The sequence below is a fragment of the Bacillus sp. MHSD_36 genome (genome assembly GCF_030757775.1).
In the GTDB taxonomy this organism is placed as follows: domain Bacteria; phylum Bacillota; class Bacilli; order Bacillales; family Bacillaceae_G; genus Bacillus_A.
The window spans coordinates 1,304,573-1,323,029 of the sequence record NZ_JAVBIS010000001.1 but is presented as its reverse complement, the minus strand read 5'-3'; the positions used below and the strand labels follow the sequence as shown (position 1 = coordinate 1,323,029).

Genomic DNA, 18,457 nt, shown 5'->3' with positions numbered 1-18,457 from the left:
AATAAAGTGATATTCGTACTAAGAAGGGGAGAGTTTACATGATAGAAAGTAAAGTTGTAGATTCTATACCAACTCTTAATGAGAATGATTGTCAAATATGGTGGGCAAGAATTTCAGATTTACAATCATGGCATTACAATTTACTAAATGATGTTGAACGAGAGAAAGCAAATTCATATCATCATTCGGTAGATCGTGCACGATTTATAATAGGTTGTGTAATTAGTAGATTAGTTCTTGGAAAGATACTTTCTATGTCGCCAGTCCAAGTACCGATTGATCGAATGTGCCCAGTATGTAAGTTACAACATGGTAGACCACAATTACCAGAAGGCATGCCGCAAATATCTGTTTCACATTCGGGTGAGTGGGTTGTTGTTGCATTTACAAAATCTGCACCTGTAGGCGTTGATGTTGAACAAATGAATCCAAATGTAAATGTAATGAAAATGGCAGAAGGCGTATTAACAGACATTGAAAAAGCGCAAGTTATGAAATTACCTAATGGACAGAAAATAGAAGGTTTTTTAACATATTGGACTAGAAAAGAAGCAGTGCTAAAAGCAACAGGTGAAGGACTAATGATTTCACCAGTGGATATTATTATATCAGCCCCAAATGATCCTCCAAACTTGCTAGTTTTTAAGGATAGACAAGAGTTAGTAGAAAATACAGTGATGAGAGATTTAAGGCCAAGTGTAGATTATATGGCTTCAATTGCAATATTTAGTAAAGAAGTCACCGAAATCACACAGTTGGATGCAGTAGCGCTTTTAAATTATAAAGAAGTTTAATAAAATATTTTATAGAAGAGGTGTTCCTCATGCTAGTAGCGGAAAATAGAACAAATGAATTCACTTATAATGTACAAGCAATTAAAAACATTTTATTTTCTGGAGATACATCATCTATTCATGCTTTAGAAAAGCTTTTGAATGATACAGTTCAGTTTGACGTTCTCGAACAAGAGGTAATTGATAGACAGTACATCCCGAAAGAAGCAAAGAATTTCTTTGCTAAAAACGGAACATTTCTTTACCGTGTATCCAATGTTAGTTATAAAGGGAAAGTATTATCTGAAAACCTCATTTTTGCGGATACCACGTTTTTACCACATACAATTAAGAGTGAGTTAGAGAGTGGAAACATTCCAGTTGAAAAACTTATAGAAAAGATGGAAGTAAGAAGGAACGTATTATATGAAGGATATCAGCCTTCTGGAAATATTATTGAATTGTTTGATGGATGCTCTGTTACAGCGAATGTGTATCCAACTAGAAAATATCAAATTGTAAGTAACTGCAAATGCATATTTTATATTTGTGAAGTATATCATGCTGAGAATATAAAGGGATTACTGAAATAAACAAGAAACCAGCCTATAAAATGGCTGGTTTCTTGTTTATTTCACAGCTTCTTTTAACTCTTTACCTGCTTTAAATGCAGGAACTTTACCAGCAGCGATTTGAATTTCTTCGCCAGTTTGCGGATTACGCCCTGTACGAGCAGATCTTTCACGTACTTCAAAAGTTCCAAAGCCAATTAATTGAACTTTATCGCCAGACTGTAATGCAGTAGCAATTGTGTCAAATACAGATTGTACAGCTGCAGAAGCATCCTTTTGAGAAATATCAGCTGATTGTGCTACATTTTTAATTAATTCTGTTTTATTCATGTTTTCACCTCATAAAAAAATATTTTGGAATGAATGATTTAGTATAATAGATAGTAAAGAAAAAGCTATTTATATTGTTAGAAAGAATGCTATATAGTTATGTTAATTTCGTTGCAAGAAACTGAATCCCTGCTAATATTTAGGGATTAATTGAGAATTGATGCATAGAAAACGCTGTAATATGAGGATGAGGGGGAATATACGGATGATTTTTCGTGAAAAAAATGAGAAAGAAAGCATATTAATTCGTCAACATGATCATGGTTTTTTAGCTGGAGAGATTGCAAAGCATATAAAAGAAGATTTTTTTGAAAATGACACATACTTAAAAGAGACGATTGATGCAATATATGAGCATGATAGAGGATGGATAGAGCTTGATAAAGTTCCAATTTTGAATGATGCTAAAAATATCCCATATACATTTATGGATTGTCCAAGCCCGTTACGTTTTGTTTTTTATACGATTGGTTTGAATGAAATTGAAAATTCTAATCCATATGGGGCATTGCTTTGCAGTAAACATTTTTTATCATTTCCACTAAACGAGGAAGACGAGGAGATGATGTCATTTTATAAACATGAATTGGAACGACAAAAAAGAGTGCTGAAAACATTAACAAAAGAACAATTTGCGATGTTCGATAAACATTATAGATTATTAAAGTTTTGCGATGAACTTTCTTTATATGTATGTATGAATAAACCTGGTGTAGAAAAGGAAGATGAAATTGGTTTGTTTAAAGATGGTTTTGAAGGAACAGAAATGTTTAATAGTAAGGGGGAGAAACCTATTCAAGCTGAATGGGTGAATAAGGAAACTATTCGGATTACACCGTTTCCATTTCAAACGGAATTTCATACGTATGTAAAATATAAAACTATAAATAAACGAGAAATTGAAGAGAAAGGAATTGCAAAGACCGATAGAGAATCAAAAATGAAGAAACAAACCATTCGTTTCATACAATAAGGAGGCGATTGAGATTGAAAGAGTACATGTTAAAACAGGTGGATTACCACGCTTGGGCTAATATACGATTATTCGAGCGACTAAAAGAATTACCAAACTATGAGACGATTTTTACTGAACAGATACAGAGCGTATTCCCATCAATTAAGGATACTTTCGCGCATATTTATATTACAGATCAAGTGTGGTTACACATATTGCATGGTAAAAGTATGAATGAAGCAATACAAGACCGAGAAAATTTACGAAAACAAATCGAAAATAAATCGTTACATGAATTAGAAAAAATGTTTGAAAACATGGCAAAACAATATAAAGAATTTTTAAGTACAATACAAGATGTGAATGCTGTATTTGTTATTGAAAATCCATATGTAGGGAAATTAGAAACTTCAATTTTAGAGTTAGTGCAACATGTCGTAAATCATGGTACATATCATAGAGGAAATATAACAGCAATGATTCGTCAACTTGGTCATTCGTCGACAATGATGGATTTTGTACTGTATTTACATATGGTTAAAAAGCAGGGAGAGTAATATAGTTTGTAAGAAGGAGAGACTTTCATTGTAAAAGTCTCTCCTTCTATTTTATCCCGCATGAATGGTAGATCGACAGTTTAAAGTTTTAAGACGCTTTATTTTCTTGTAATTGCTTAGCGTATTGTACCGCTTTATATGCATTGACTCTACCGTTTTTCCAGTACGTACCTGTACCACTAATTTTATCAGAAGTTGACTCAATAATTTGGCGGATTTGTGTATTGCTATATCCTTGATTTGCTAAAAGAGCAGCGACTCCTGCAACATGAGGTGTTGCCATAGATGTACCACTTAATGATTGATACGTGCTTCCTTTATATGTGGAATATATATTTGAACCTGGTGCTGCAACGTCTACCCAGCTACCATAAGTAGAAAATGAAGATTTTTTATCTGATTGATCTGTAGAAGCAACTGCAATTACTTCGCTGTAATAAGCAGGATAATTAGCTTTTGTATTTCCAGCATTTCCAGCAGCTGCAACAATAACAGAGCCTTTATTCCATGCATATTGAACGGCTTGTTGTAATGCAGTACCACCATTTGGAGCTCCTAAACTTAAACTAATTACTTTTGCACCCGAATCAGCAGCTTCTCGAATACCTTGTGCTACAGCATCAAGAGTACCACTTCCTTGATTATCTAATACGCGGACAGCATAAATTGAAGTTTGTGGGGCAACACCGGCAATTCCGACACTGTTATTTGTAAGTGCTCCAGTAATTCCAGCGCAATGTGTACCATGACCATTACCATCATCAGATGTATTGTCGTTATCAACATAATCATGCCCGTAAATTACTTTCGAAGCCAAATCAGGGTGTGAGCCTTGAACTCCTGTATCAATAATAGCTACTTTTACACCGGGATCACTTCGTTGGCTATCCCAAGCTTGTGGAGCTTGAATCTTTTGTAATCCGTATTGATTATTAAAATATGGGTCGTTTGGAGTCCAAAAGGCGTGAACGTAATAATTCGGTTCTGCATATTCTACATCTGGATTATTTTTATAACTCTTTATTTTTTCTTTTACAGTACCTTTTGAAAATTGTACGACTTCAAAACCTAACTTATCATCTTTAGATAAGACAGTAGCTCCGACAGATTTATGAAAAGATTGCACATTATTTAAAGATGCATTTTGTTTGAACTTAACGATTAATTGGTTAGGAACGTAATCAGTAGATGATGTTTCAGCGCTTGAAGTATTCGTGTTAAAGAAGAAACCACCAATAATAAATGACAAAACAGATAGGAAAACAATGATTTTGTTTTTCAAAAGATTTTTCCTCCCTTTTCTTGGATGAGTTTTTCAGCGACACTTTAATGTCGCATTCCTTTTCAACTATATAGTTAGACCATACGATTTATGACATTTATGTGAAAAACTTTTGGAGGAATAAAAAGGAGTAAACATTGATATAAATATATTTTTAATGATAGTAATTAAGTAAAAGAGGGAATGAAAAAAGGAATGCTCATCATGTATGAGTCATTCCTTTTTTTAGATTAACTTGCCTGTTTTTTATTATTTTCTTTCAATTTCTCTGCTTGTAAAAAGCGATTCGTTTCAGCAACAACAATACTACTTAATCCAATTAGACCAATTAAGTTTGGAATTGCCATAAGTCCATTTGCAATATCAGCAAATGTCCATACGATTCCTAGCTTTAAATTAGCACCAATAGCAATCATGACAATAAAGATTGCTTTATAATATTTAACTGCACTTTCTCCGAATAAATAAGCCACACATTTCTCACCGTAATATGACCAGCCTAAAATAGTAGAGTAGGCGAATAAAATAATTGCGATACCGAGAATCATACTACCTGCAGTACCGAATACAGATTGGAACGCAAGTGTTGTAGCTTCAACGCCAGTTTTACCAGATTTCCATGCACCTGTAGTAATTAATACTAGTCCTGTAATTGTACATACAATAAACGTATCTAGAAAAGTACCCGTCATTGACACTAAAGCTTGCTTTGCAGGAGAATCTGTTTTTGCAGCCGCCGCGGCAATAGGGGCACTCCCTAAACCAGCTTCGTTCGCAAATACGCCGCGCGCCATTCCAATTTGAATAGCTGATGCAACTGTGGCACCGATAAAACCACCAGCAGCTGCAGTACCGTTAAAGGCACCAGAAAAAATGAGTGAAAATGCTTCTGGAATTTGATCGTAGTGATAGAAAATAATAATAAGACCAGCAATGATATAAAAGAAAGCTTTAATAGGAACGACATATCCTGTCACTTTCCCGATTTTTTTTACACCGCCTAAAATAACGATAGCGATTAAAAATGACATTACTATACCAGTTAAAGCAGGGGGGAAAGAGAAATTAATTCGCATGGCCTCTGCAACTGAATTAGATTGCACCATATTACCGATACCGAAAGAAGCAGTTGTACCGAATATAGCGAATAAAACTGCAAGCCATTTCTTACCTAAGCCACGTTCTAAATAGTACATGGGTCCACCTGAATATTCACCGTTTTCATTACTAACACGGTATTTCACCGCAAGAATTGCTTCAGCATATTTTGTTGCCATACCAAACAAAGCAGTAATCCACATCCAAAAGATTGCCCCGGGACCACCAATCGTTACAGCAGTTGCAACACCAGCTATATTTCCCATACCAATCGTTGCCGCCATAGCGGTCATAAGTGCTTGGAAGTGGCTAATATCTCCAGAGGAAGATGTATCTTCTGATTTTTTAAAAGCTAGTTTGTGAGCGTATAATAGTTTACTAAACTGTAAACCTTTTAAACGCACTGTGAGAATAATACCAGTACCAACGAGTAACAACAATGTTGGTAATCCCCACACATAGTGATTGATTTGTTCTAATACTTTACTTACTGTCTCCATCTTTATTCTCCTTTTTTAGAAAAAATAAAAACCACTTCAAATAAATGAAATGGTCTCTGGAGAAACAAGGGATAGAAAAATAAACCGATACAAATCGGCATTTTCTTTCGCTTGTCTCTGTCCTTTTACCTGAGAGATTATCCGCTATAGTAGCGGATTTGCTCCTTCGGTGCTCGTTTTCCTCTACGCTATTAAAGCGAGAGGGAGTCTCTCCAGAGATTCGTCCCCATGCAGTTCTACTTGTAAACAAGACCTGAGAGTTTCAAAGTCGGTTAACAACTTTTTGCCCCGTCGGTAGATCAATAGACCTTCTCCTGAATGGTTCATCCGAATTATAAAATTAATAACCTATACGAAATGAATGTGTATAAGATCAATAAAAACATTATAGATATACAATTAGTGAAATGCAATCATTTTTTATTTTAAAATAGTAAAGAATTCTATTTTTTCGAAAGTCCTAATTTCTCTTCAACTTCAGTTAAAGTAGATAAAGCAATAACAATATGTTGATCCGCAAGCCCTAAAGCATGTTTAGTATTTTCAATTGTTGCACTGTTTAGAGTAGAGTTAGTGGCCCCGTCTATAATTAAATCTGCCGCGTTTTTCATAAATTTAGAAGCAGCCTTAAATTCAGTTGTGAAATAAACTAGTTGTTCTTGTATTTGTACTTCTGATATATCTTCTTTAATTTTCAAAGTGTCTATTTCATTCATAATGTTTTCATATTGTTTGGAAACAGCATTCATTGTAATTAATAGTTTATTTCGATCTACTGAATCTCCATTCGTGTTAATCTCTTCCCAAGCAGGCAACCAATCTTTTTCGATGATGTCATTATAATTAGTAGTCAATTTATTAATTTTAGGTTGCAATTTAGTTTTGAAAGTTTTTGTATCCGCTGTTTCTACAGTTGCTTTTTCGTTGTTATTTTTACCATTAGTAACGTAGAAAATTGTACCGAAAATGATGAAAATAGAAATAACAACTGTCCATTTAGTAAAAAGTAATTTCTGCAATATGTAACGCCTCCAAAATTTAAAAACTTATAATTATAATATATAACAATAATGCTGTTTAAAGTAGAGAAAATAGGTTAGAAATGATTTAAATTATATATTTTCTATACAAAAATAATGAAAGTTATATGTGAGAAAAGAGGATTTTTAGTGAAAATGAATAGAAGAAAACTAGTTTCAAATATTTCAATGGCGATGTTATTAGTTGGCTTATTTGCACTCATATATCTGGACAAAGAATCTAAAATTCCAGTACCAATTTCAGCAATACATATTAACAATAATAAGCAAGAGGATTATAAATATATAAGTGTAATGCCAATTACAAAGGCGAGTGGATGGGAGAACTTAGGGGAAAACGGGCATACTGTTACTTTTAAAGAAGGGGAGAGGAATGTAACTGTAATACATTATCTGGGAGAACTAACGTATTATTTATTTGAGAAAAAGGTGAATATGGGAGATAAGATAAAGATGTAATTCGTTAAGGATTACATCTTTTCTTTTGATTCTGAATTATTTGAAATAAAATCAGATAGATGGTTTGATAGATGTAGTGATAAATATGATAAGTTCTATATGTTGATAAAAAGCAATGAAGAGACCATAAAAATATTATGTAAACTAAAAAGTTGTAAGTGGAAGAGAAATTATATCCTAAGGGGGAACTAAAAATGTTGTTAAAAACAATATACTGTAAGGTAGAAGAAGAGAAAAAAGAGTTATTTTCAAAAGCACAAGAAAAATGGCGTGATATACAGCATCTAGATGGATTTCATGGACAATTTGGTGGATGGAATGAAGATGAGGCATGTGTATTTACTTTATGGGAAGATAGAAGTGCATATCAATCATTTATGAATGGTGCTCACGATACCATTTATATAAATAGTAATCAAGAGGATACATTTCTTTCATGTGAAATTGAACTATTTCAAACGTTGTATGATATAACTGATATGCCTTTAAAAAAAGTTGTTACAGAAGGATCATTCGTAAGAGTTGCTATATGTGATGTAAAGGTAGAAATGAAACAGCAGTTTTTACATAAGCAAGAAACAATTTGGAATAAAGGAATGGAAAATGTAAAAGGGATGTTAGGTGGAGTAGTTGGGAAGTCTTTAAAAAATGAAAATCGTTACATCGTGTTAACTTATTGGAAAGATGGAATGGCGCGTCAAAATTATGTAGAAGAGATTTTCCCTGAGTTGTATAAACTAGCTAATACCCATGAAGATATAGAAGATATAAGAGGTAAACAAGTTGTATGTAAGGAAGAATGGTTTGTATATTAAGCACGGAAAAAGTGCATAAATGAATGTATAATAAAGATATTTTCTTATAAATAAGTAATTAATAGAAGACGTTATATGCCCTTTCATGTTAATATATTTAAGTTATAATAGGAGGCTTACCCTTTTGTATTGTACGGTAGTAGCAGTGTGAGCTTGAAATTTTTTTAGAAAAGGATGTGCCTAATTTGCGTATCAATAAATTTATTAGTGAAGCTGGAAAAGCGTCTCGACGTGGAGCAGATAAATTAATTAATGAGAGAAGAGTAATTATTAACGGTAAGGTTGCAAAAATTGGTGACCAAGTAAATCCAGGTGATGATGTACGCGTAAATGGAGAGCAACTTCGTATTGCTCGAGATCACGTATATATCGCTTTAAATAAACCAGTAGGTATTACATGTACGAGTGAAAAATCAGTAAAAGGTAATATTATCGATTTAGTGAATCATCCATTACGAATTAGTCACATTGGACGTCTAGATAAAGACTCAGACGGTTTAATTTTGTTAACGAACGATGGTGATATCGTTAATGAAATTTTACGTGCTGAAAACAAACATGAGAAAGAATATATCGTTTCAGTAGATAAGCCAATTACACCTGATTTCTTAGAAAAAATGGCAGCTGGTGTGAAAATTTTAGGAACGAAAACTCTTCCTTGTGAGATCACACAGTTATCAAAATATGAGTTCAAAATTATTTTAACACAAGGGCTAAATCGCCAAATTCGCCGTATGTGTGAAGCTTTAGGTTATCAAGTATACACGTTAAAACGTACGAGAATTATGAATATTGAATTGAATAATTTACCCGTTGGACAGTGGAGAGATTTAACGAAGAAAGAGAAACGCCGTCTATTTGCAGACTTAAATTACGAACCACAAGATTGGTAAAAGTGAGAAGAGGAAACCAAAAATTTAGTTTTGGTTTCTTTTTTTATTAAATAAAAAATCTTTTTTAAACACTTGCAAAAATAAAATGAATAAGATATAGTGAATAACAATTAATGGATGTACTTATAAAAGCAAAGAAAAGGACACGAGTTATTTTCCCCGGTTATACAGAGAAGGAAGGAAAGCTGAGAACTTCCTAACGCAGAAAAATAACTTACCACCTTAGAGCTGCACTAGGGAAACGAAGTATCTAGTGCCGTGTAAGCGACGTTATCGCAAAAGAAGCCATTGCATTTTGTAATGGGAAATCTGGGTGGAACCACGGATATAAGCATATTCGTCCCTATTTTAGGGATGAATATGCTTTTTTTGTATTCAATTTCATAATAAGCGAAGAAAAGGACACGAGTTATTTTCCCCGGTTATACAGAGAAGGAAGGAAAGCTGAGAACTTCCTAACGCAGAAAAATAACTTACCACCTTAGAGCTGCACTGGGGAAATGAAGTATCTAGTGCCGTATAAACGACGTTACCGTAAAAGAAGCCATTGTATATTTACAATGGGAATCTGGGTGGAACCACGGGTATAAGCACGCTCGTCCCTATTTTAGGGATGAGTGTGCTTTTTATTATGAAATGGAGAGATGAAAAATGAAAGAACAAATGATTGAAATTAAATTTCCAGATGGTAGCGTTAAAGAATTTGTAAGAGGAATTACTTTAGAAGAAATTGCTGGATCCATTAGCAGTAGTTTGAAAAAGAAAGCAGTAGCGGGGAAAGTAAATAATCAGTTATATGATTTACGCCGAAATATTGAAGAAAATGCGGCAGTAGAAATCGTAACTATAGATTCAAATGAAGGGGTAGAAATTGCAAGACACTCTGCGGCACATATTTTAGCGCAAGCTGTAAAAAGATTGTATGGTGATATAAAACTTGGAGTAGGGCCTGTGATTGAAAATGGTTTTTATTATGATATGGATCTTCCGAGTAGTGTAAATGTAGAAGATTTACCGAAAATCGAAAAAGAAATGAAAAAAATTATAAATGAAAATATAAAAATAGAGCGAGTTGAAGTTTCACGAGAAGAGGCAAAAAAATTGTTTCAAGAAATGAATGATCATCTGAAATTAGAATTGTTAGAGGCAATTCCTAGTGGGGAAAGTGTAACACTATATAAACAAGGTGAATTTGTAGATCTATGTAGAGGACCACATTTACCGTCAACAGGCTATTTGAAAGCCTTCCAATTAACTCACGTTTCAGGTGCATATTGGCGAGGAGATAGTAACAATCAAGTGCTTCAGCGTATATATGGCGTTGCATACTCTTCTCAAAAAGAATTAGAAGAGTATTTACATTTCGTTGAAGAAGCAGCAAAGAGAAATCATCGCAAATTAGGTAGTGAGCTGGAGTTATTTATGTTTTCTGAAGAGGCTCCTGGAATGCCATTTTATTTACCGAAAGGACAGATTATCCGAAATGAATTAGAAGCATTTTTAAGAGAAATTCAAAAAGAGTATAAGTATCAAGAAGTACGTACTCCGTTTATGATGAACCAAGAATTATGGGAGAAATCAGGGCACTGGGGACATTACAAGGATAACATGTATTTCTCAGAGGTAGACAATAAAAGCTTTGCATTAAAACCGATGAACTGCCCAGGACATATGTTGATGTTTAAAAATAAATTACATTCTTATCGTGAATTACCAATTCGTATGTGCGAGTTCGGTCAAGTACACCGACACGAATTTAGCGGGGCATTAAACGGATTATTAAGAGTCCGTACTTTCTGCCAAGATGATGCTCATTTATTTGTAACTCCAGAACAAATTGAAGATGAAATTAAATCCGTAATGGCGCAAATTGATTACGTTTATAAAACTTTTGGATTCGAATATGAAGTAGAGCTTTCAACTCGCCCAGAAGATTCAATGGGTGATGATCAGTTATGGGAGCAAGCAGAGGCGTCATTAGCAAATGTATTACATTCATTGAATTATAAATATAGACTAAATGAAGGTGACGGTGCATTTTACGGACCGAAAATCGATTTTCATATTAAAGACGCTTTAAATAGAAGTCATCAGTGCGGTACAATCCAGCTAGATTTCCAAATGCCAGAGAAGTTTGATTTAAATTATATAGATGAGAAGAATGAAAAAAGAAGGCCAGTTGTTATTCACAGGGCAGTATTAGGATCTTTAGATCGTTTCTTAGCAATATTAATTGAGCACTTTGGAGGTGCGTTCCCGGCGTGGATGGCACCAGTTCAAGTGAAAGTCATTCCAGTTTCGAATGCAGTCCATGTACAATATGCTGATGAGGTTGTGGATAAATTAGCACAAGCTGGCGTTCGTGTCGAAAGAGATGTACGAGATGAAAAGTTAGGATATAAAATAAGAGAAGCACAAATGCAAAAAGTTCCGTATGTTCTTGTTATTGGGGATAAGGAAATGGAGAACGGAGCTGTAAATGTACGTAAATATGGGGAAGAAAAATCAGAAGTTGTTGAACTAAATGGATTTGTGGAAAGTATGAAAGAGGAAATAAATAATCGGAAATAGAGTTTAAAGAGAAAACACACCAATTCATAATGGTGTGTTTTCTTTTTTACCTTACAAAAATGTAAGGTAAATGTAAGCGAAATCGAAGGAACGAGTTTTAGAAAAATGAGAATATGAAGTAGGAAACAGGTTCATGTAGTCTGTGTAACTCTAATAGGATGAATAATTAAAAAACTCTTAAGAATTTACATGAGAAAAAAATAAGAAATATGTGAGAAATTCATTTTATACAAAAGGGATGGAGTGAAAGAGATGTCAACAAATGTAGTTACTGTAGAAAGTGTGGAAAAAACGTATGGGAAAAGAAATGAGAATCAGTCAAAAGCATTAAGGGGTGTGTCATTAAATATTAAAGAAGGGGAATTTGTTGGGATTATGGGTCCTTCTGGATCTGGAAAAACAACTTTATTGAATGTGATTAGTACATTGGATCAAGCGACAGGTGGTAGTGTGACAATAGCTGGTACAAATATTACTTCTATGAAGGGGAATGCATTATCAGATTTTCGATCTCAAAAATTAGGGTTCATCTTTCAAGATTTTAACTTACTAGAAAATTTATCAATTTATGAAAATATTGCTTTACCACTTTCTCTGCAAGGTGTACCGTCAAGCGAGATTACGGGAAAGGTAAATGAGGTGGCGAAGAAATTAGGGATTACTGAAATTTTAACAAAATATCCAACTGCTGTTTCTGGTGGACAAAAGCAAAGAACAGCGGCAGCACGAGCGTTAGTACATAATCCAGCAATCGTATTAGCAGATGAACCGACAGGAGCGCTTGATAGTAAAAATGCAAAAAGCTTATTAGAAGCGATGCAAGATTTACATGAAAATCACAATGTAAGTATTTTGATGGTTACACACGATGCATTTAGTGCGAGTTATTGTGAGCGTATATTATTTATTCAAGATGGTCTTCTGTATAAAGAATTAAAGTGTCAAGGAACGCGAGAAAGTTTCTATCAAGACATTTTAGGTGTGCTCGCTCATATGGGCTCAGCTGCTGAGTCTAAGTAGGGGGCGAGACTATGTTATTCAAATTATCACGTCATAGTATGAAAAAGATGTTAAAAGATTATATGGTTTTACTTATCGGTCTCGTTATTAGTATTAGTATTTTTTACATGTTCCAAACGATGGCGATGAATAGTGAATTTACGAAAGATAATAGTCTAATTAGTAGTATTAGACTCGTATTTTGGGTAGGTGCAATATTATTATCTTTCATTACTGTATTTTATATTATATATGCCAATTCTTTCTTACTCACGTTAAGAAGAAAAGAACTCGGTATGTATATGATGCTCGGAGCGAAAAAGAAAAAAGTAGCACAGTTATTATTTATTGAAACATTCGGTATGGGTATTGTCAGTATTATTATAGGAATTTTAGTAGGGATGTTACTTGCAAGTGTAGCAGGAAACTTTTTAATGAATGGTATAGAAATTTCAGCAAAAGGTAGTTATTCATCTGTATATACACCAGCAATCATAGTTACAGCTATTTTCTTTTTAGTACTATTTTTTATTACTGGTTTAATGAATAGCATCCGTTTATTACGCAAAACAGAATTAGAATTAATACGTGAAGATGAAACACTAGATGAAGTGAAGAAAAGCAAAACTCGCATTATTATAATGACTGTACTTGGTGTATTACTAGTAAGTACAGGATACTATTTTATGATAAATATAAAAACGTTTGCTGAACTCGGTTTTATAATAGCAACAATCGTTACAACACTTGGAACATATTTTATCTTTAGTTCATTGCTCCCATTTTTTGTGATGAAAATTAAAGGGAATAAAAAACGAAATGAAACGGGCTTAAATAGTTTTACATATGCACAGCTACGTTTCCGAGTGAATAGCTTATCGAGAGTACTAGGTACTGTAGCAATGTTAATTGCATTAGGCGCAGGTGCGATGACTGCAGGTATGGCATTCCAAAAAAATGTAGGTATTATGACAGACTTCTCACGTGTATATGATGTCGTAATTCATGATCCAAATGAACAAGATACAGCTGCATTAAAAGAAATGGAAATTGTTGAAGAAAGCCAGTACAAGTATAAAGTTGATGGAGAAGCGGTTTATTACTTACGTAACGATTTAACTGCGAAACCGCCACTTGTTTCAGACCACTTTGATACAAAAACTTTAAAAGAGCCTGTTCGTAAACGTGTGACTGAACCTTTAACTGAACCAGTATATTCTGCTTTAGAGTCTCCTGAAGTAGCAAAATTTCCTCGTATGCCGAGAGATTGGGAAGATGCAATTGTAAGAGAAATACAAATTACAAATAATCAATTTAACGGAAAACCTGTAAGAATTGCAGATGAAGCACATTATAAAGGAATTCAAGGAACAGAACACACTGTAACATTAGCAAAAGTAGACGATATGAAAAAATATAAACCGTTGTTGATTGATATAGATAAGAGACAAAAAGAACAAATTGAAAAAGCAACAGGTGCAAAAGTAGACTTATTTACGAAAATGACAATTTATCAATTTATGAACAGCTTCATGAGCGGAACAATGTTTATGGGATTTTTCCTCGGAATTGCATTTTTAGCAATGATGGCAAGTTCCCTTATGTTCAAAATATTAACAGGTGCTTCTCGTGATGTACGCCGTTATGGAATGTTACGAAAAATCGGTGTGAGGCGTAGTATGTTAACGAAAAGTATATATAAAGAAATTTCATATTTATTTATCTTCCCAGCAATCATTGGTATTTCCCACGTGATAGTAGGGCTAAACTTATTTAGCTTCATATTAGTTGACCCGTTTGTAAAAGTGTGGGTGCCAATTGGGATTTTCTTAGTCATTTATTTCATCTATTACTGGATAACAGTTCAATTGTATAAAGGAATGGTAATGCCGAAAGAAGAGGTAGCTAAATAGTTTAAGAAAAGAGTCCTTGTTTGAAAACAAGGGCTTTTTTCTATATTTGTAATACCTGTGATCAAGTTTTTCTACGATTAATGTATTGAAAATTAAGAAAATATTAAGGGTTTATATAGCGGAATGTTAAGAAGTGTATGGGATATTAATAATGTACAAAAGATCAAGACGAAATTAGAAAGTACAATTGTTGTACATTCATATTTTTTGAGGTAGTTTTACAGAATTAAATTGATATTTTTATAAATTTAAAAGAAAGGAAACGACTTATGAAGAAGATGAAAAAATTAATAAAACTTATTGGAGTCATCGCTACACTATTATTAATCGTAGCACTAGTATTTCCTACATGGACTTCGCAAATAAAAGGGAAAAACAGTATAAGTACATTAGAGCAAATAGAGATAAATGGAAGTAGTCATGAAATTATGATACGAGGCAAAGATAAGAACAATCCAGTTATTATTTTTGTACATGGTGGACCTGGTTCTTCAGAAATACCATATGCCCAAAAATACCAAAACTTATTGGAAGAGAAATTCACAGTTGTTAATTACGATCAAAGAGGAAGCGGGAAATCTTATCATTTCTTTGAGGATTATTCAAATCTTACATCAGATCTTCTTGTAGAAGATTTATTAGCTATGACAGATTATGTTTCAAAACGTATGGGAAAAGAAAAAGTAATATTAATTGGTCATTCTTACGGTACATATATCGGAATGCAAGCTGCTAATAAAGCCCCTGAAAAATATGAAGCGTATGTTGGTATAGGGCAGATGAGTGATACAGTAGAAAGCGAAATGGAAAGTTTAAACTATGTAATTGAACAGGCACAAAATGCTCGGAATACAGATGAGGTTTCCTATTTAAATGGATTGACTGAAAAAATTAAAAATGGCGATACGTACACTCCGCGAAATTATGTTGCGAAATATGGTGGAACATCAAGACTCATTGAAAATCCAGATGGTGATAACATCGGGATGTTACTCAGTAATGAATATAGCTTGTTAGACGTAATTCGTTATAACGTTGGGTTATCACACTCTCAGACTGTCTTATTAGAAAAAGATTTAAAGAATCCATTACCTACTAAGGTGAAGAAACTGAAGCTACCGTTTTATTTCCTTATGGGGAAATATGACTATAATACTTCATTTGATGCGGCAAAAACATATTTTGATACGATTGAAGCAGAGAAAAAAGAATTTATTACTTTTGAAAAATCCGCGCATTATCCGCAATTTGAAGAGAAGGAAAAGTTTTATGAGTGGATGTCCGATACATTTGTAAAATAAATAAAGTGTATCCAAACTATAGAGAATTAAAAAGTTAGCGAGATATATCATTACATGAAGCGAAGTTAAATAAAAAAACTCTTGTATAGATAACAAGAGTTTTTTTATTGTTCTTTATACAGAAGGAAAAGATTGGATAATGGTCGAAAAATATAATATAACTTCCGAGAAATGACTAAAATAATACTATTTTGTCGAGAGAAAGGATACGAAGTATGAAAGAAATGCTACAGTTATTTCGCAACAAAGTGTATGCACGATTTTTTCTAGCGAATATTTTAGAACGACTCGGTTCTATGATTGCTGGAATTTCTTTAATGTTTTACTTGTTAGATCAATACGGAAAACAACCAGTTTACGCAACAATGACACAAATTATGATTGCATTACCTGCATTAATCTTTTTTCTATTAGTAGGGACAGTAGTGGATCGTTTTGATAGACAACGTATTTGTACAGTAAGTAACATATGTTGTTCGTTTTGTAATATCGGAATTCTAATTTCGCTTTATTACGGAATGATTATACTTGTCTTTATATTTTTATTTTTGGAAAATGCATGTATACAATTTTTCTCTCCATCAGAACAATCAATGATACAGGGAGTAGTTGAATCAGACCAATACGGTGCAGCAGCGGGTATTAATCAAATGGTAAATAGTTTGTATGCTTTGTTTGGTGTAGGAATTGCAACGATGGTGTACTGGACTTTTGGAATTTACGGGAGCGTTTTAGTAAATACGCTCACCTTTATTATGAGTGGTATTTTGATTCAAACGATTTCCATTCCAGAAAAAGTTCGTTTACCAAATGGGAGAACAAAATGGAAAGAAGTTAATTTAAAGATGTTAATAACAGAGTTTCAAGAAGGAATCAAGTATATATACCAAAATGAAACTTTAAAAAAATTACTTCTAGGATTTATTGTATTTGGGTTATTAAATGGTATTTTAAGCGTATCTACTACCTACATATTAAAATACAAATTAGCACCAGCAACATATGAAAGTTTAGCAATGGTGGGCGGTGTAGTTGGAGGGATTTCATTATTAATTGGGAGTATAGTAGCAACAAGTGTAGGTAAGAAATATGCGCCCAAACCTATTATTGTATTTGGTATGGCGGGCTCAGGAGTCTTTTTCGGTATGTGTTACTTTGTAAACCACATATGGTCTTTTTATGTATGTATCGCTTTTGCGACTTTTTTTTTACCGTTTATTAATGTTGCAATCATGGGTTGGATGTATGAAATTGTAGAAGAATCATTCATGGGACGTGTTCAAAGTTTACTTAGTCCATTAACGACAGGATTCCAGCTATTATCCCTCGGTGCGATAGCGATGTTGTTCCCGAAATGGATTCGTGCAGATACGTTATATATTATTTTATTTGGTTTATTATTTTTTGTTACATGTTTATATCAAGCTATTCTACCAAGTGGGCAAAAGCAAGTACATGCTGTAGCTAAAGAGATGTGATATATTTAGTTTTTGTTTTTGAATATTCTATCGAACGGTAAGGGGAAATCGTTATGTTGATGAGAATGGTTAAGTGGTGTGGGATTACTTGTTTACAACTAGTAGCTGCAATTTTATGTATAATCTGCCTAGGGGCGCTACCGCGTTTATTTAAGGGATTGCAAATTGATTTAATCGGTTTTTGGAACACGATTGTATTTCTTGGAGGAAAGTTACTTCAACCGGGGGAAATTACATATGGATTTCGAGATTCAAGAAAATTATTTCCGCAAATATGGATTCATTATATTGAAACGATGATTGTATTTCTTTCAGCTTTTTTACTCTCTTTGCTTATAGCGTATATACTTGTCATTTGGGTATTACAGCGTTCTCATATGAAACAGAAAATGTGGAACGGGATTTTTCTTACGCTTGAGAGTATACCAGATATATTACTTATTTTATTATCGCAACTTCTTGTGGTAATTATGTTTCAAAAAACAGGATTTATGCCGATCAAACTGGCTGGATTAGGGGAAGAAAGGATACGTTTGTTACCAATTATATGTCTTACAATACCAACAACATTATTGTTTATTAAACTGTTGTTATTACGGTTTAAAGAAGAATTAGAGAAAGATTATAGTTTGTTTGCCAAGAGTAAGGGGCTAAGCTTACGGTATATTTTGACACATCATATTTCAAGAAATGTTTTATTAACGACAATTTATTACGCGAAAACAAATATTTTATTTATGCTTTCCAATTTATATATTATTGAATGGATATTTAATACATATGGTATGTTTGTTTTTGTGAAAGAAAATTCAAAATTAGAAATATTTACGGTGAGTCTAGTAATATTATACGTACCGCTTTTTATACTATTTCGTATATTACATACGCTTTTACAAAATGTTATAAAGGAGCGTGTGTAAC

The 18,457-nt window shown here is 33.4% G+C and carries 17 protein-coding genes, 1 riboswitch and 2 other annotated features; of the genes, 13 read left to right on the top strand and 4 right to left on the bottom strand.

The features are described 5' to 3' along the window. The first annotated feature begins 38 nt into the window (after positions 1–38). Both sfp and Q9B79_RS06995 read left to right on the top strand, forming a co-directional pair. The gene (gene sfp, locus Q9B79_RS07000) at positions 39–794 is read left to right on the top strand and encodes a 4'-phosphopantetheinyl transferase Sfp (RefSeq protein ID WP_306183155.1); all 756 of its coding nucleotides are present in this window, start codon (positions 39–41) and stop codon (positions 792–794) included. A gap of 29 nt (positions 795–823) precedes the next feature. Next, positions 824–1,366 carry a cold-shock protein gene (locus Q9B79_RS06995; RefSeq protein ID WP_306183154.1) on the top strand — a complete coding sequence of 181 codons (543 nt, stop codon included), beginning with the start codon at positions 824–826 and terminating at the stop codon, positions 1,364–1,366. 36 nt (positions 1,367–1,402) lie between these two features. Here the strand turns inward: Q9B79_RS06995 and Q9B79_RS06990 are convergent, their stop codons facing one another. Then, positions 1,403–1,675, bottom strand: a complete 273-nt coding sequence (locus Q9B79_RS06990) for an HU family DNA-binding protein (RefSeq protein WP_001043907.1) — start codon at positions 1,673–1,675, stop codon at positions 1,403–1,405. A 205-nt stretch (positions 1,676–1,880) separates the two neighbouring features. Between Q9B79_RS06990 and Q9B79_RS06985 the strand changes: the two genes are divergently transcribed. Both Q9B79_RS06985 and Q9B79_RS06980 read left to right on the top strand, forming a co-directional pair. Beyond that, positions 1,881–2,648, top strand: coding sequence for a DUF3891 family protein (locus Q9B79_RS06985; RefSeq protein WP_306183152.1), 768 nt, complete (start codon positions 1,881–1,883; stop codon positions 2,646–2,648). Positions 2,649–2,662: 14 nt separating this feature from the next. Continuing rightward, positions 2,663–3,187 (top strand): DinB family protein, encoded by a 525-nt coding sequence (locus Q9B79_RS06980; RefSeq protein WP_306183151.1) that lies wholly within the window; start codon positions 2,663–2,665, stop codon positions 3,185–3,187. Positions 3,188–3,275: 88 nt separating this feature from the next. Here Q9B79_RS06980 and Q9B79_RS06975 read toward each other — a convergent pair whose 3' ends face one another. From Q9B79_RS06975 to Q9B79_RS06965, 3 genes are all read right to left on the bottom strand, one after another. Further along, complete coding sequence (locus Q9B79_RS06975) at positions 3,276–4,469, bottom strand: S8 family peptidase (protein ID WP_306183150.1); 1,194 nt, start codon at positions 4,467–4,469, stop codon at positions 3,276–3,278. Between the two features lie 230 nt (positions 4,470–4,699). Then, the gene (locus Q9B79_RS06970) at positions 4,700–6,067 is read right to left on the bottom strand and encodes an alanine/glycine:cation symporter family protein (RefSeq protein ID WP_048552499.1); all 1,368 of its coding nucleotides are present in this window, start codon (positions 6,065–6,067) and stop codon (positions 4,700–4,702) included. A gap of 107 nt (positions 6,068–6,174) precedes the next feature. Continuing rightward, positions 6,175–6,293, bottom strand: a riboswitch (glycine riboswitch). 217 nt (positions 6,294–6,510) lie between these two features. Continuing rightward, complete coding sequence (locus tag Q9B79_RS06965; RefSeq protein WP_306183149.1) at positions 6,511–7,086, bottom strand: hypothetical protein; 576 nt, start codon at positions 7,084–7,086, stop codon at positions 6,511–6,513. A 114-nt stretch (positions 7,087–7,200) separates the two neighbouring features. Here Q9B79_RS06965 and Q9B79_RS06960 point away from each other — a divergent pair, with 114 nt between their 5' ends. The 9 genes from Q9B79_RS06960 (at position 7,201) to Q9B79_RS06920 (ending at position 18,456) form a co-directional block, all read left to right on the top strand. Beyond that, the gene (locus tag Q9B79_RS06960; protein WP_306183337.1) at positions 7,201–7,566 is read left to right on the top strand and encodes a hypothetical protein; all 366 of its coding nucleotides are present in this window, start codon (positions 7,201–7,203) and stop codon (positions 7,564–7,566) included. A 194-nt stretch (positions 7,567–7,760) separates the two neighbouring features. Continuing rightward, a complete protein-coding gene (locus Q9B79_RS06955; RefSeq protein WP_306183148.1) occupies positions 7,761–8,381 on the top strand; it encodes a YdbC family protein in 621 nt (206 codons plus the stop codon). Between the two features lie 185 nt (positions 8,382–8,566). Beyond that, positions 8,567–9,274, top strand: coding sequence for a 23S rRNA pseudouridine(2604) synthase RluF (rluF, locus tag Q9B79_RS06950; RefSeq protein ID WP_001222167.1), 708 nt, complete (start codon positions 8,567–8,569; stop codon positions 9,272–9,274). Between the two features lie 125 nt (positions 9,275–9,399). Further along, positions 9,400–9,622 (top strand) — a binding site (T-box leader). A gap of 36 nt (positions 9,623–9,658) precedes the next feature. Further along, positions 9,659–9,881, top strand: a binding site (T-box leader). Between the two features lie 44 nt (positions 9,882–9,925). Further along, on the top strand, positions 9,926–11,845 hold the full coding sequence (thrS, locus tag Q9B79_RS06945) for a threonine--tRNA ligase (protein ID WP_306183147.1): 1,920 nt from the start codon (positions 9,926–9,928) through the stop codon (positions 11,843–11,845). 252 nt (positions 11,846–12,097) lie between these two features. After that, positions 12,098–12,865, top strand: a complete 768-nt coding sequence (locus Q9B79_RS06940) for an ABC transporter ATP-binding protein (protein ID WP_098259234.1) — start codon at positions 12,098–12,100, stop codon at positions 12,863–12,865. 11 nt (positions 12,866–12,876) lie between these two features. Then, positions 12,877–14,757, top strand: a complete 1,881-nt coding sequence (locus Q9B79_RS06935; RefSeq protein WP_306183146.1) for an FtsX-like permease family protein — start codon at positions 12,877–12,879, stop codon at positions 14,755–14,757. A gap of 269 nt (positions 14,758–15,026) precedes the next feature. Beyond that, positions 15,027–16,058: an alpha/beta fold hydrolase gene (locus Q9B79_RS06930; protein WP_306183145.1), complete on the top strand. Its 1,032-nt coding sequence runs from the start codon at positions 15,027–15,029 to the stop codon at positions 16,056–16,058. Positions 16,059–16,273: 215 nt separating this feature from the next. Then, positions 16,274–17,536, top strand: a complete 1,263-nt coding sequence (locus Q9B79_RS06925; protein ID WP_372339537.1) for an MFS transporter — start codon at positions 16,274–16,276, stop codon at positions 17,534–17,536. Positions 17,537–17,589: 53 nt separating this feature from the next. Further along, a complete protein-coding gene (locus Q9B79_RS06920) occupies positions 17,590–18,456 on the top strand; it encodes an ABC transporter permease subunit (protein WP_113712381.1) in 867 nt (288 codons plus the stop codon). Position 18,457 lies beyond the last annotated feature (1 nt).